Source organism: Alteripontixanthobacter maritimus, assembly GCF_003340475.1.
Classification (GTDB): Bacteria; Pseudomonadota; Alphaproteobacteria; order Sphingomonadales; family Sphingomonadaceae; genus Alteripontixanthobacter; species Alteripontixanthobacter maritimus.
On record NZ_QBKA01000002.1, the window covers coordinates 1,991,177 to 2,005,843 of the forward strand.

The window sequence follows — 14,667 nt, forward strand, 5'->3', positions numbered from 1 at the left end:
GGCGCAATGCCGCCGCTGGATAATTACGGAAACGATTAAGAACACCGGATTAATCGATTGGACTAATCAGTCGATCGTACTCCATAAGGCCGAGCATAAACGCTAACTTTGGAGACTCGATCATGGATGCTGAAACTGGTTCAATTTCTGGCGGCGGCTGCCCTTTCTCCGGCAATGATGGCGGCGTGCGCGCGCTGCTGGGCCGGACCAACCGCGACTGGTGGCCCGATGCGCTGCAGCTCGAAATCCTGACGCAGAACGGTGCCTCGCCCGATCCGATGGGAGAAGATTTCGATTACGCCGAGGCGTTCAATGCGCTCGATTATACCGCGTTGAAGGAAGATTTGAAGGCGCTGATGACCGACAGTCAGCCTTGGTGGCCGGCAGATTACGGTCACTACGGCCCCTTCTTCATCCGCATGGCATGGCACGCGGCCGGCACATACCGCACCGGCGACGGGCGCGGCGGGTCCAGTAGCGGGCAGCAGCGTTTCGCCCCGCTCAACAGCTGGCCCGACAACGGCAATCTGGACAAGGCGCGCCGCCTGCTCTGGCCGATCAAGCAGAAATACGGCAAGCATATCAGCTGGGCCGACCTGTTCATCCTGACCGGCAATGTCGCCATCGAATCGATGGGCGGCCCGGTGTTCGGCTTCGGCGGCGGGCGCAAGGACGTCTACGCGCCCGAAACGGACGTGTATTGGGGTACGGAAGAGAAGTGGATCGATGAAGGCGCCGAAACGCGCATCGTCGAGGAAGAAGGGCGCGCTCTGGAAAACCCGCTTGCCGCAATTCAGATGGGCCTGATCTACGTCAATCCGGAAGGTCCGGGCGGCAATCCCGACCCGCTGCAATCGGCACGCGACATGCGCGAGACATTCGGGCGCATGGCGATGAACGACGAAGAAACCGTGGCGCTGACCGCCGGTGGCCACGCCTTCGGCAAGGCGCATGGCGCGGTGCCGGTCGACAATATGAGCGGCAGCCCGGAATCCGAAGCCGGCAACATGCACATGATGGGCTTCGGCTGGACGTCCGACCCTGAGGAAATCGGCAAGGGTCACATCACCACTTCGGGCATTGAAGGCGCCTGGACACCCAACCCAACGCAATGGGGCGGCGATTATTTCCGGCTGTTGTTCAAATATGACTACGAACTGGTCAGGTCGCCCGCCGGTGCGCAGCAATGGCAGCCGGTAAATGCGGAGGAAGCCGACATGGCGCCCGACGCTCGCGACCCTTCCAAGAAGGTGCCGACCATGATGACCACCGCCGACATGGCGCTGAAGATGGACCCGGCGTACCGGAAAATTTCCGAACGCTTCCGCGACGATCAGGCTGCGCTCGACGATGCTTTCGCCCGCGCATGGTTCAAGCTGTGCCACCGCGATATGGGTCCCAAGTCCCGCTATCTCGGCCCGGAAGTGCCGGCCGAAGATCTGATCTGGCAGGATCCGGTACCCGAAGGCTCGGTGCCGTCGGACAGTGTGGTATCGGAGTTCACCTCGAAAATCCTCGATAGCGGGCTGTCGGTGCGCGAACTGGTGAAGGCCGCGTGGGCATCCGCCAGTACGTACCGCCAGTCGGACCGCCGCGGTGGGTCCAACGGTGCGCGTATTCGGCTTGCCCCGCAGAAGGACTGGAAGGTCAACGATCCCGAAGAGCTGTCGAAAGTTCTGAGTAAGATCGATGAGCTGCGCGGCGATATCTCGATGGCGGATGCTATCGTGCTTGCCGGGACCGCAGCGGTCGAAAAAGCGGCGAAGGATGGTGGGTTCGACGTGAAAGCCGATCTCAAGCTTGGCCGCGGTGATGCGAGCGAAGCGCAGACCGATGCCGAAAGCTTCGAACCGCTGGAACCGTTCGCCGACGGCTTCCGCAACTATCTGCAAACCAAGGCCAGCATCAAGACCGAGGATATCCTGATCGACCGGGCAAGCCTGCTAGGCCTGTCGATCCCGGAAATGACCGTGCTGGTTGGCGGGCTGCGCGCGTTGGGTGCGGTCAGCAAACATGCCAAACACGGTTACGATATCGGCGTGCTGACAGATCGCCCGGGTGTGCTCAGCAACGACTTCTTCGTCAACCTGCTGGAAATGGGTGTGATGTGGGAAGTGGTCGATGAGAGCGGCGACGAGGAATTCGTCGGCAAGGATCGCTCGACTGGCGAGACGAAATGGAACGCGACGCGTACGGACCTTGTCTTCGGCTCCAATTCGCAATTGCGCTCGGTTGCCGAAGTCTATGCCGAAAACGGCAACGAACAGAAATTCGCTGCCGACTTCGTCAAGGCGTGGACCAAGGTGATGAACGCCAACTTCGCCTGAGCCTGGCTTTAGCGAGATACGAAAGGGCGGCGCTTCCACCAAGAAGCGCCGCCCTTTTCATTGTAATGTGTTCAACGGCGCAGGACGAGGTATAGCGCGCCGTCCCCGCCATGGCGGCGATGCGCCTTGCGGATGGCAGCGATCGACCCGCCATGTTCGCTCGCCGCAAGCCAGTCGAAAATCTTGGCACGAATGGCCCCGCGTTTTGTCCCCCTGTCGGCGGCATCAACCGGGCGCTCCTTGCCGGTCACCACCAACACCACCCGCGCCCCCATTGCTTGCGCCTGCGCCATGCCGTCCATCAATCTGTGGTAAGCTGCGTCGAGGCCGTGCCCATGCAGGTCGAGCGAGAAATCCGGCGCGACATCGCCGGCTTTCAAGCGGCGGTCCCAATGGCCGTCCAGCGAACCACCGCTGGGCGCTCGCGGGCGAGTAACACGAACCGGAGCCTCGCGTGCAGGCGCAGGAGCACTGCGATGCGCTTCCATCGCCGCATTGAAGGCCTGCCGATCGAGGCGTGGCGGTTGCGACGCTGTGGGTTTTGCCGGCGCAGGCGTGGGAGCGGGGGCAGGTTTGACAATGTTGGCTTTCGGGTCGGCGCCCCGTTTCGCTCGGGTTATCTGTGTGAAATCCGTCGGGTCTAAAGGTGCCACCGTATCGGCAAGCGCTTCCCATGCGCGCGCTTCATCGTCGGTCAGGCCGCGAGGCGTGCGGCGCTGCTGGATCATTTTTCCGCTTGGATGCGCGCAACCGTACCCTTGGGCATAAACACCAGCGCATTGCCGCGCCCGCTCATTCCGCCTGCAACGTCGCGGGCCCGCTCGCCCGCGCCCCAGAAGGTGTCGAAACGGTTCGCGCCTTTGATCGCGCCACCGGTGTCCTGCGCGACCCACATACCGTCGGCCTCAGCCCGGTCGAGGTCGAGCCAGACCGGCGCACCAAGCGGTACGAATTTGGGATCGACAGCCACGCTATCCTCGGCAGACACGGCCACGCCCATCGCGCCGATCGGGCCCTCTCCGGTCAGTTCGCGAAAGAAAATCCAGCTTTCGTTGAGGCGCATCAGATCCGCGCCCGCTTCCGGATTTTCGCGGATATAGGCCATGATACCCTGCATCGATCCCGCATATTGTCCGGGTCCGTCACCCAGCAGACCGCGCTCACGCATGACACTGCCGATGCCGGTATAGGCGCGGCCGTTCTGCCCCGCATATCCGATTCGCATCACTTCACCGTCGGGTGAAATCAGCCGGCCGGAGCCTTGTATTTGGAGGAAAAACAGCTCCACCGGGTCTTTCGCCCAGCCCAATTCGAGCCCGCGCCCGGCCAGCGCGCCCTGTTCGATCTCGGCGCGCGTATAATATCGCGTGAAAGTGCCATCTGCACCGTACCGGCCCAGCGGTGGGCGGCCCTCACGCTCGGCTTCGGGAATATCGTTGGGCCAGGCGCGCACCAGATCGTCGGGCATGGCGTAGACCGGCGTGTCGTAGCCCGGCAGGCGCACCCGGCTTCCTGCAATCTCCGGTTCGAAATAGCCGGTGGCGAACGCCGTGCCGTCACCGATGCGTACCGGTTCCAGATAGGTTTCGAAGAAGTTTTGTGCGTTACTGTCGGGCCAGCTTGTCGCCGCGGCGCAGGCAGGCTCCCAATCGCTGGCGGCTAGCAGACCGGTGGCATCATTGCGGACTATCAGTTTGGGGCAACTTCGCCGGAATGCAACCAGCGCGCTGGCGGCGTCATCCGGCGTCACACCGAGGCTGCTGAAGGCCGGACCGGATGCTATTCCAGCCAGTCGCGCATTGTCGATAAACGGCACTGCCTCGGGAACCGGCACTGATACCGGTATATTTGCTGGCGGCACGGTGGCGCATCCGGCAAGCATTGCGGCAGCAACGCACATGGCGGACAAATGCGACCGGAAGCGGCGGCGCACCGCCTTGCCGTAAGCGGTCATGCCGGTAATCAGCCTTCGTCTGTTTCATCGACCAGCCAGTTCGGCCCGCCGGAATCGACATTGCGCATGAAGGTCCACACATCCCGGCTCTCGATCGCATCGTCGAGTGAACCGGCGATAACCGAACCATTCTTGTCGCGCGTTACCGCAGCAATATCGGCCACGAACAGAACCGCGACGCGCGCAATTCGCCCGTCGAGCGACGCGCTATGGATCTTGGTATCCTCGATCCGGATCAGCGCATTTTCCAGCGTCTCGCCGGCAGCATCACGCGCGTCGATGGCGGCGGCGAAACTTTCATACACATCATCGTCGCACAATTCGCGCAAGGTTTCGCGGTCACCCTTCCAGAACGCCTCGAGCACCATGGCGTATGCGCCCTGCGCGCCTTCTAGGAAGGACGTCAGATCGAAGCTACGGTCGACCGCAGTGATATCGCGCACACCGCGTTCGACCGCGGGAATGGCACCTTCCATTTCCGGCGCGTGATCGCGATTTTCGCGCAGGCGCAATTGCGGCATTGTGGCAGGCGGGGGGGAGTTCTGGCGGTCCAGCCGGTGCGGCACGGATTCCTCTTCATGCTCGGCACGGCGTCCCAGCACCGAATACAGCCGGAGGCCTAGAAAGGCTGCAATGACCGCGAGAACCACAATTTCGAATATCGGCATAACACTACCTGCTTGAATGACCGGCTGCTAAATCCGCCGGAGCCAGGCATAGCAGCGCAAACCTGCAGCTTTGCCTAACAATCTGTATGTTACCTATCTAGGTCGGGATATCAAATCGGCAAGCGTCGTGAGCGGCCATTTCAGTGCGAATTGGATGCGATCCGCGCGGCATATCGGGCGGACCGACGACAGTTGATGTATACGAGCCGGCTTATAACAGGTCCCGCCATAACCAATTGTGCCGCTGCGCCCCTACTGCTAGGCGCGCAGCCAAATGCCGCCCGGGATACCGGCGCGGCCGATCCAGAACCGAATTAGCAGAGGAATCGCTTGCACTATGGCTGATGAAAACGAAAATGGGCCCGACATCCTCACCGATCTCGACATGGACCCGGTCGATAATGGCCCCGACGCCGCGGCCCTTAATGGCGAGGATACCCAGCCCGTCGCAGGCATCATCAACCAGTATGTGAAAGACCTGTCGGTCGAAAACCCGAACGCACCCGATTGCTTCCAGTGGCAGGAACAGCCCGCCATCGACCTGCAGTTCAACATCGGCGCGCGCAAGGTAAACGAAGAATTGCAGGAAGTGGAATTAAAGCTGCAAGTCACTGCCAGCACCGAACAGGGCAAGGTTTATATCGTCGAACTGTCCTATTGCGGCCTGGTCGGCGTGCGCAACCTGCCTCCGGAGCACGAGCACGCTTTCCTGTTCGCCGAGGCACCGCGCATCCTGTTTCCGTTCGTGCGCCGCATCGTGGCAGACGCCACGCGCGACACCGGCTTCCAGCCGCTGATGCTCGACCCGATTGACTTCAACGGCCTGTATATGCAGCAGCTGGAGCAGAAGGCGCAGCAGGAAGCCGCAGCGGAAGCAGCTGGCGGATCGCCGGTCGGCAACGCCTGACCCCCGATACTCCCGAACCCCCTGAAAGCGCCGGGCGCATGATGGTATGAGCCTGCTGAAAAATGTCGGTACGATCGGCGGGCTGACGATGGTCAGCCGGCTGTTCGGCTTCGTGCGCGATATGCTGGTGGCGCGCGTGCTGGGCGCGACGGCGATGGGGGATGCCTGGCAGCTGGCTTTCATGCTGCCCAATATCTTCCGCCGCCTGTTTGCCGAAGGGGCCTTCGCATCCGCCTTCGTGCCGCTGTTCAACCGGCGCATGAAGGAGGATGGCGACACCAGTGAAGCGCGTGAATTCGCGGAAAACGTGCTGGCGGTATTGCTGCCGATCCTGATCGTATTTGGCGGCATCGCGTTGATCGTGATGCCGTGGGTGGTGGCCTATTTCGCGCCTGAAGGATTGGCGGAAGACGGCGACAGCCTGGCTATCGCGACCATGATGGCGCGCATCACTTTCCCCTACCTTTTGTTCATGAGCCTCGCCACGCTGTTCGCTGCGGTGCTCAATTCGCTCTCGCGCTTCGCCGCCGCCGCTGCGGCACCCATCCTTCTCAACATCTGCCTGATTATGGCGCTGGTTTACGGCGTAACCCTCGATGGCGGAGTGGACGCCCGCCGCGAAGCCGCGTTCTGGATGGCAATTGCGCTGTCGCTGTCGGGGCTGTTGCAGCTTGTCTGGTTGATGATCTGGATGCGGCGAGCGGGTTTCCGTATCGGCCTTATCGCGCCCCGAATCACCGGCGGAGTAAAGGAGCTGGGCATATTGGTCGTCCCGGCCATATTCGGCGCCGGGGTCTATCAGATCAGCCGCTTCATCGACATGTTCTTCCTGTCTACGCTGCCGGTCGGCAGCTACACCTACCTCGCCATGGCGGACCGCTGGAACCAGTTGCCGCTCGGCATAATCGGCATAGCGCTCGGCACCGCGATCCTGCCCGCTCTCAGCCGCTATATCGGGCGCGGCGAAGGGGAGGAGGCGCAGCGCCTGCAATCCAACGCGGTGGAGCTTGCCATGTTGCTGACGGTGCCGGCTGCCGTCGCCCTGTTCGTAACCGGCAGCGCATTCACCCGCGTGTTCTTCGCTGCGGGCGAGTTCACGGTGGAGGATGCGATGATTACCGGCACAGTGGTGTCCGGACTGGTTATCGGCTTGCCCGCCTATGTGCTCGTGAAGGTGCTGACCCCCAATTTCTTCGCGCGGAAAGATACGCGCACGCCGGTTTACACCGCCGCGGCTTCGCTGGCGGTGACGATCGCGCTCAATGTCGTGCTGGTGCCGCAGATCGGCGTGCTGGGATTGGCCGTCGCAGGCTCAGTGGGCGCATGGTGCAATGTGGCGCTGCTGTATTTCCTGCTCGCCCGGCGCGACCTGTTCCGCCTGCCGCCGCGTATTGCTGGACGGTTGGCGCGCATAACGATCGCCGCGCTGGTCATGGGGGTTGCACTCTGGCTGCTGATGCCGCTGGTCGATCCCTGGTTTACGGGTAACGTGGCGCAGAAAGCGGGCGGTATCGCCGCCATCGTGTCGGCTGGTCTCGCGGTGTTCGCGATTTGCGCGTTGGCCTTGCGTGTGGTCGACAAATCGACCATCCAGCGGCTGATGCGAAGGCAGGGTTGACCGGCGCCCACCGCTCCAGCTGACAGACCCCGCCACCCAACGCACCCCCTCCGGCCCTCCACCAGCAGGACATATTCCCGATGCGCGCAGACACGCAAACCGAAACCCCACTCAAGACGGCGCCCCAAACTTCACGGCGCATCGTTTCGGGTATCCAGCCGACCGGCAATCTCCACCTTGGCAATTATCTTGGGGCGATCCGCAACTGGGTGCGAATGCAGGACGAGATGGCTGAGGCGAACCGCATTGAAGCAGTCGAGGGCGGTAGCGCAGCGCAGAATCAGTGTCTGTTCTTCCTTGCCGACCTTCACGCATTGTCGCTGCCGCACGATCCTGCGGAGCTGCGGCGTGGCACGCTGGAAATGGCTGCCGCGCTGGTCGCGTGCGGGATCGACCCGGCGCGTTCCATCCTGTTCAACCAGGCACAGGTTCCGGCCCATGCCGAGCTGCAATGGCTGCTGTCGGGCACCGCGCGGATGGGCTGGCTCAACCGTATGACGCAGTTCAAGGACAAGGCCGGCAAGCACCGCGAGGGGGCCTCCATCGCGCTGTTCACCTATCCCGTGCTGCAGGCGGCCGACGTACTGCTGTACCAGGCAACCCATGTGCCGGTTGGCGAAGACCAGAAGCAGCATCTGGAACTGGCCCGCGACATCGCGCAGAAGTTCAACAACGACTTCGGGGGCGCAAGCGACGACGACGGCAAAGGCGGCACCATTTTCACGTTTCCCGAACCGATCATCCCGCCGCAGGCTGCGCGCATCATGTCGCTGCGCGACGGAACAGCCAAGATGAGCAAGTCCGACCCGTCCGAAATGAGCCGCATCAACCTCAATGATGATGCCGATATGATCATGAAAAAGGTGAAGAAGGCAAAGACCGATGCGGAGCCGCTTCCGTCCGAACTCGATGGGCTCGACGGTCGGGCTGAAGCGCTTAATCTGGTGACGATCTATGCGGCCATGACGAACACGATGCCTGCCGACGTGCTGGCTGAATTTGCCGGACGGGGCTTCGGCCAGTTCAAGCCTGCATTGGGCGAAGTGCTGGTAGAAACCCTGGCACCGATTACCGGACGGTTCGCTGCATTGCTGAAAGATCGCGAAGAACTGGACGCGATTCTGGCACGCGGTGCAGCCCATGCGCGCGAACTGGCGCGGCCAACTTTGTCCTCGGCCTATGAAGCACTCGGTCTGGTGCGTGTGGTAACCGACTGATTTGTCGGCAATGCTGATATTTATTTAGTCGATTATTCAAACCGAGTTCACATCTCCCCTTGTAGGAAAAGGATATGGATGACAGCTTGCGCCCTCCTCGATCGATGGGCCGCTGTGGCATCGATAGCTAACCAGGGGTACGCACATGACGAAAGTTATAATCAGGAAAGCCGCCCTTTCGCGCGGTTTCAAACTCGCAGCGGCACCGCTGATGCTGGCTGGACTGGCTGCTTGCGCCACGCCATTCAAGGCGGATGTCTCGCGCTTCCAGAGCCCGAGCATGTTGCCCGCGCCGCAGGGTCAGACTTTCGCTGTGGTGGCTGACGATCCAGCACTGGCTGGCGGGCTGGAATTCTCCCGCTATGCCGACGTCGTGGAAGCCGAAATGGCGCGCCTCGGCTATAGTCAGGCCGCTTCGCCCGATGATGCGACATTGCTGGTGCGCTTCGATTACGGGATCAGCTCAGGGCGCGAACGGATCCGTTCAACCGGCCTGCGCGATCCGTTCTTCGATCCGTGGCATGGTTACGGCTACCGTTCGTTCGGCTATCGCAGCCGCCTGCGCTATCACCGCCCGTTCGGCTATCGCAGCCGGCTGGGCTACGGCGCGAACTGGGGCTATGGCTTCTACGATCCATGGTTCGGTGGCCCCGATATTCGCAGCTACACCGTATATACCAGCGGCGTGGACATGAAGATCGACGACAAGGCTACCGGCGAACGTCTGTTCGAAGGCAAGGCGGAAGCGGTATCGACGTCCAACCGGCTGCAATATCTGGTGCCCAATCTGGTGGACGCGATGTTCACTGACTTCCCCGGCAATTCCGGTGAAACGGTGCGAATATCGATCAAGCCCGAGGAACAGGTCGTCCAGCGCCGCCGTCGCTAGACTGCTGTAACACTACGAAAAATCGCGAAAGGCGGGCCGCATGGTCCGCCTTTTTGCTGTCAGGTTGCTGTCAAGTCCCCCTAAACGTTGCGGCAACTAATCCGCATTTTGTGCATGGCGACTGTGGCTCGCTCGCCAGGTTTCGCTTCGACCTCGGCCTTCTGATCCTTGACCTGGATGGTTAGCAGCAGCGGTTCGGCAACGTTGCAGACTACGCCCCGCTCCGTCTGTTCACAGGTTTTGCGAACGCGGAGATAATCGTCCAGCGTAACATCGGTATCGTCATCCGTCACCGGTTCGGTTGTGAACGATACGGTAGTTGAACCGCCGAGAAAGAACGTCTTTACCCCGCCCAGCGTGTTCACTTCATACGTGGCAATGCCGCTTTTGTCGCGGTCACCCTTTTGCTTCATGTCCAATTGCGGCGCCAGACGTTCGCAGAAGCCCAACTCAGGTGTCTGCGCGCTGGCGATCGTGGCGAGGGAAAGTAAAGCTACGGTCAGTATTGATCGCATGGCATGACCTTTTTGCAGGCGGGGATATCCCGATACGTAATATAAAGGCGGCCATCTGCATCGACTACAAAAATATCGCGATGCCTATCGATTTGCGGTCGTAGAATGTTGCCAAAACCCCACAACATGCATCAATGCATGAAAGTCTGATCATTAGCCGACTTGAAGTGTCCAGTTTAAAGCTTGCCGTGACCGCCGGTCGAACCGAAGCCGCCGCTGCCGCGCTCAGTCTCGCCCAGCGTATCCACTTCGTCCCACAAAGCCTGCACTACCGGTGCCAGCACGATCTGCGCCACGCGGTCGCCGCGCTTGATCGGGAACGGTGTGTCGCCGTGATTAATCAGGATCGCCTTCAATTCGCCGCGATAATCGGAATCCACGGTACCGGGGGCATTGGGCACGCTGATGCCGTGCTTCAGCGCAAGGCCGCTGCGCGGGCGGACTTGAATTTCGAAACCGTGCGGAATGGCCACGGCCAGTCCTGTTGCCACCGCATGGCGCGCGCCGGGCGCAATCGTGACGTCCTCTGCCGACACCACATCCATACCCGCCGCGCCATGGCTGGCGTAATGCGGCAAATCCAAGCCCTCGCCATGCGGCAGGCGTCTGATCTGCACCGAAACCGCAGCGGCAAACTTGTCAGGCATCGGCATCGCCGCGCGGATCGATCTCATCCAGTTTGCGCGCCATCTTGTCGACCAGCGCGCGCGCCACTTCCAGCTTGGGCATGGTGTCGAATGCATCCGTGCCCGCTTCCGTCACGATATGGACGCGGTTCTCATCGCCGCCCATCACGCCATCCGAAACATCGTTCGCCACGATCCAGTCGGCACCCTTGCGCTTGCGCTTGGTACGGGCGTTGTCGACCACATTCTGCGTTTCGGCGGCGAAGCCTACCAGCAGCTTGGGGCGCTGGCCGCCGGATGCGACATTAGCGAGGATATCAGGGTTTTCTTCCAGCATCAGCGCAGGAGGTGCGCTGCCGCGTTTCTTCATCTTCTGGTCCGCATAGTCGCGCGTGCGCCAGTCCGCCACGGCAGCCACCATCACCGCGATATCGGCAGGAAGCGCGCCGCGCACGGCATCGGCCATTTCGCGCGCCGATTCCACGTCGACCCGGTCAACTCCGCGCGGCGTGGTCAGATTAACAGGCCCGGCCACCAGCGTCACTCGCGCGCCGGCATGGGCGGCGGCGGCGGCAATGGAAAAGCCCTGCTTCCCGCTGGAGCGGTTGGCGATATAGCGCACCGGATCGATTGGCTCGTGCGTGGGCCCGGCCGTGACCAGCACGTGGCGGCCATAGAGCAGGCGGTGCTCCGGATCGGTATCGAAATCGGGCTGGCCCCATAGCGGGTCGCTCTCGGGACTTTCATCTACCGCTTCTTCGGCAAACGGTTCGGGCGCCGCATCGCCTGCGCCTGTATGCACCGTATGGTTGATTGCCTCGGCATCGGTAGGGGGAGCGGCACGCCCTGCGCCCTTCTGTGCCAGCAGAGGTCCTGCCGAGACGGCAGTGTCAGTGGCACTATCGGCGGATTTTGCAATGGCCGGTTCGGCAGGGACATCTTCGTTGGCAATGGTCTCGCCATTATCGAGCGTCTCAGCTTCTTCCGCCCATTCGGCAGGTTCGCCCGATTCGGCAAAATCTTCCTGTTCGAGTTCAGCCTCGATCTCTTCGGCAGAGCGGCGCGGCGTGGTGCGTCCGATCAGCGATGAGAGCATTCCGCCGAACCCGCCGACCTTTTCTTCGTTCTCGGCCTGGCCCTCGCCCGTTTCGACTTCATGTGCCTCGGGCTCGGCCTCGATGGCTTGCATCAGGCTTGCATTGCCTTGCGGAGTACCAACCGTACCCGCATCGATTTCCAGCAGACCGGCAATTTCGCGCCAGACATTGTCCGGTTCGGGCAACCGGCCGGGGCCGAATTCGCCGCACGCCATTTCGCCGTCATCGGGTTGCATCACGTGGACGCCCGCCTGCCGCAGCCATTCGACGTTGCGCTGCGTGGCCTTATGCTCCCACATCCGCACGTTCATTGCGGGCACGGCCATAACCGGCTTGTTCGTCGCGAGGACCAGCGTCGAAGCGAGATCATCAGCGATGCCGGCCGCCATCTTGGCCATCATGTTGGCGGTGGCGGGGCAGACCACGATCAGGTCGGCTTCCCGGCTCAATTCGATATGGCCCATCTCGGCCTCGTCCTTGAGGTCCCACAGGGTGGTATAGACCGGCTTGCCCGAAAGCGCGGCGAGCGACATCGGGGTGACGAACTCGCGCCCGCCCTCGGTCAGCACGCATGTTACCGAACCCCCGGCGCGGCGGATCATTCGCACCAGCTCGCAAGACTTGTAAGCGGCGATACCGCCGCCAATCACCAGCAGGATCTTAGGCCCCGTCATGCGCGCGTCATGCGCTCCCTCGAAATCGTCTGTCATTACATTCATTGCGTAACCGTGCATCGGCCATCAGGCCAGCCCCCATGCATCGCTGCTATCCGGACGGCGGCGGTACACAGGATAGTAAATTTAAAACTGGCGAAACATGGTAAATGCGCCTTAACTCTTGCGGCAACGATAGTATGCGACGCGCATGCTTCAGGGGAATATTCAATGATTTTGCTTCTGCGTGCCGCGCTGTTCGTGGCCGGAATGATAATGGTGATGCAGGGGATCGGCTTCCTCGTCACTCCTGAAACCGCAGCTGACAGCCTGGGCGCCGCAGTCGGCGATACGCGCAGTCTGGCCGTGCTTCGTGCCGATATGACCGCGTTCTTCGTGGTTGCGGGCGGTGCGATGCTTTGGGGAGCATGGCAGCGCAGTGGCGGAGCGCTGGTGGTGTCCGCGATGTTGCTGTCCATCGCTTTCCTGGGCCGCATGGTCAGCGCCTTTGCCGACGGGACGTATGAGGGGTTCTGGTTGCCAATGCTGCTGGAGGCGCTGTTCGTGCTGCTCAGCCTGTTGGGCGCGAAAATGCTGCCGGTGAAGCGCAGCGGACTGCAATCGCTGGGCGTCTAGGTTAAAACAGCCAGCCAAGCGCGGTGGCAGTGGCTACCGCGCCGCCACCCAGAACGGCTGCCAGCACCAGCGCAGGCCAGCGCCGCGCCTCTCTGGTACGGCGTTCCCAAATCAGCTCGATCTCCGGTACGGGCGGCTGTTCGGGCGCGCCGCCCTTGGCCGGGAAGCGCTCCTCGATCCGCCGAATCAGCTGCGGCAGGCGCAGCAGCGTTTCACCATCTTCGCGCAGGCGTTCCGCAATCATTGCTTCCGGGCCCAGCTCGTCCCGGATCCAACTGCGGACGTAAGGCGCGCTGACGTCCCACATATTGATATCGGGGTCGAGCTGGGTCGCGATACCTTCGACCATCACCATCGTTTTTTGCAGCAGCAGCAGATGCGGCTGGGTCTGCATGTCGAAATCGCGGGTGATGGCGAACAACCCGTCCAGCATCTGGCCCACCGAAAGCTCGCTGACAGGCTTGCCGCGCATCGGTTCGCCGACAGCGCGCAGGGCAGTCGCGAATTCCTCTACCGAATGATAGCTGGGCACATATTGCGCTTCGAAATGGATTTCCGCGACGCGTTTGTAATTGCCGGTAGTCAGGCCATACAGGATTTCCGCCAGCCATTGCCGTGCCTGCCGGTCGATCCGGCCCATAATGCCGAAATCGATCGCCGCAATCGTGCCGTCCGCTTTCACGAACAGGTTCCCTTGATGCATGTCAGCGTGGAAGAACCCCGCGCTAATGGCTTGGGTAAGGAAGGCCAGCACCAGCCGGTTGGCAAGTTCGGGCAGATCGTGTCCCGCGTCCAGCAAGGCGGCACGGTCCGATATCTTGATACCGTCCACCCAGTCGATCGTCATCACCCGGCCATTGGTGCGGTCCCAGTCGATCGCAGGCACTTCGTAGCCGGGAAAATGCGCCATCGCCTCGCCCAGCTCGCTGGCTGATGCCGCCTCGCGCCGCAGATCGAGTTCGCGGTTGGTCCAGCGTTTGAAATTGGCAATGGTCAGCGCCGGGCGCAGCCGCGATGCCTCCCCGCCCAGCGCCTCGACATGGGCTGCGGCCCATTCATAGGTGGCGATATCGCGGGCGAGCTGTTCGCGGATGCCGGGGCGCTGCACCTTCACGGCAACCTCGCGGCCTTCGGTGGTGGTCGCGCGATGAACCTGCGCGATGGACGCGGAGCCGACCGGCTCCGGATCGAACGCGCTGAACAGGTCCTCGATCGGGCGCTGGAAGCTGGATTCGATGGCGCGGCGAATGGCGCCTGGGTCTTCGGGCGGTAGCTGGTCCTGCAGACTGAGAAGGTTGTGGGCCGCCTCCTCCCCGACCAGATCGGGCCTAGTGGCAAGCGATTGCCCCAGCTTGATTGCGGCTGGGCCGATGGCGCGGAATGCGGCGGCGTAATCGGGCTGCGCCTTTTGCGACGTGCCGAAGCGCGCGATACGCACCATCCGGCTCACCTGCGGCGGCGTGTTTGGGTCGCGCTCGATCCCGCGCAACGCGCCATGCCGCGCGGCGGTGCGGCCCCATTTCAGAAGCCGCCAAATATGCGTGGAAGGCCGCGTCACAG

13 protein-coding genes are annotated in these 14,667 nt (G+C 62.1%); 6 read left to right on the plus strand and 7 right to left on the minus strand.

Annotated elements, in window-relative coordinates; translation table 11 throughout:
* Positions 1-122: 122 nt before the first annotated feature.
* Positions 123-2,327: a catalase/peroxidase HPI gene (katG, locus tag HME9302_RS09895; protein ID WP_115366874.1), complete on the plus strand. Its 2,205-nt coding sequence runs from the start codon at positions 123-125 to the stop codon at positions 2,325-2,327.
* A gap of 71 nt (positions 2,328-2,398) precedes the next feature.
* Here the strand turns inward: katG and HME9302_RS09900 are convergent, their stop codons facing one another.
* From HME9302_RS09900 to HME9302_RS09910, 3 genes are read right to left on the minus strand one after another with little or no spacing between them, the layout of a single operon-like run.
* Positions 2,399-3,055 (minus strand): Smr/MutS family protein, encoded by a 657-nt coding sequence (locus HME9302_RS09900; protein ID WP_115366875.1) that lies wholly within the window; start codon positions 3,053-3,055, stop codon positions 2,399-2,401.
* The gene (mltA, locus tag HME9302_RS09905; protein ID WP_181815737.1) at positions 3,052-4,281 is read right to left on the minus strand and encodes a murein transglycosylase A; all 1,230 of its coding nucleotides are present in this window, start codon (positions 4,279-4,281) and stop codon (positions 3,052-3,054) included. The genes HME9302_RS09900 and mltA overlap by 4 nt, the downstream gene beginning before the upstream one ends.
* Positions 4,282-4,289: 8 nt before the next feature.
* On the minus strand, positions 4,290-4,949 hold the full coding sequence (locus HME9302_RS09910) for a Tim44/TimA family putative adaptor protein (protein WP_115366876.1): 660 nt from the start codon (positions 4,947-4,949) through the stop codon (positions 4,290-4,292).
* A gap of 337 nt (positions 4,950-5,286) precedes the next feature.
* Here HME9302_RS09910 and secB point away from each other — a divergent pair, with 337 nt between their 5' ends.
* The 4 genes from secB (at position 5,287) to HME9302_RS09930 (ending at position 9,580) form a co-directional block, all read left to right on the plus strand.
* Positions 5,287-5,856: a protein-export chaperone SecB gene (gene secB / locus HME9302_RS09915; RefSeq protein ID WP_115366877.1), complete on the plus strand. Its 570-nt coding sequence runs from the start codon at positions 5,287-5,289 to the stop codon at positions 5,854-5,856.
* A gap of 46 nt (positions 5,857-5,902) precedes the next feature.
* The gene (gene murJ / locus HME9302_RS09920; RefSeq protein ID WP_115366878.1) at positions 5,903-7,474 is read left to right on the plus strand and encodes a murein biosynthesis integral membrane protein MurJ; all 1,572 of its coding nucleotides are present in this window, start codon (positions 5,903-5,905) and stop codon (positions 7,472-7,474) included.
* An 80-nt stretch (positions 7,475-7,554) separates the two neighbouring features.
* Positions 7,555-8,691 carry a tryptophan--tRNA ligase gene (trpS, locus tag HME9302_RS09925; RefSeq protein WP_115366879.1) on the plus strand — a complete coding sequence of 379 codons (1,137 nt, stop codon included), beginning with the start codon at positions 7,555-7,557 and terminating at the stop codon, positions 8,689-8,691.
* A gap of 145 nt (positions 8,692-8,836) precedes the next feature.
* Positions 8,837-9,580: a DUF4136 domain-containing protein gene (locus tag HME9302_RS09930; RefSeq protein WP_230079958.1), complete on the plus strand. Its 744-nt coding sequence runs from the start codon at positions 8,837-8,839 to the stop codon at positions 9,578-9,580.
* Between the two features lie 80 nt (positions 9,581-9,660).
* On the opposite strand, the gene HME9302_RS09935 is transcribed toward HME9302_RS09930, so the two are convergent.
* From HME9302_RS09935 to HME9302_RS09945, 3 genes are all read right to left on the minus strand, one after another.
* A complete protein-coding gene (locus HME9302_RS09935; protein ID WP_147270802.1) occupies positions 9,661-10,095 on the minus strand; it encodes a hypothetical protein in 435 nt (144 codons plus the stop codon).
* A 176-nt stretch (positions 10,096-10,271) separates the two neighbouring features.
* The gene (gene dut, locus HME9302_RS09940; RefSeq protein WP_181815738.1) at positions 10,272-10,742 is read right to left on the minus strand and encodes a dUTP diphosphatase; all 471 of its coding nucleotides are present in this window, start codon (positions 10,740-10,742) and stop codon (positions 10,272-10,274) included.
* On the minus strand, positions 10,735-12,528 hold the full coding sequence (locus HME9302_RS09945) for a bifunctional phosphopantothenoylcysteine decarboxylase/phosphopantothenate synthase (RefSeq protein ID WP_230079959.1): 1,794 nt from the start codon (positions 12,526-12,528) through the stop codon (positions 10,735-10,737). Before HME9302_RS09945 ends, dut begins: the two co-directional genes overlap by 8 nt.
* 174 nt (positions 12,529-12,702) lie before the next feature.
* On the opposite strand from HME9302_RS09945, the gene HME9302_RS09950 reads away from it, so the two are divergent.
* Positions 12,703-13,107 (plus strand): DUF4345 family protein, encoded by a 405-nt coding sequence (locus HME9302_RS09950; RefSeq protein WP_115366882.1) that lies wholly within the window; start codon positions 12,703-12,705, stop codon positions 13,105-13,107.
* Position 13,108: 1 nt separating this feature from the next.
* On the opposite strand, the gene ubiB is transcribed toward HME9302_RS09950, so the two are convergent.
* On the minus strand, positions 13,109-14,665 hold the full coding sequence (gene ubiB, locus HME9302_RS09955; protein ID WP_115366883.1) for a 2-polyprenylphenol 6-hydroxylase: 1,557 nt from the start codon (positions 14,663-14,665) through the stop codon (positions 13,109-13,111).
* Positions 14,666-14,667 lie beyond the last annotated feature (2 nt).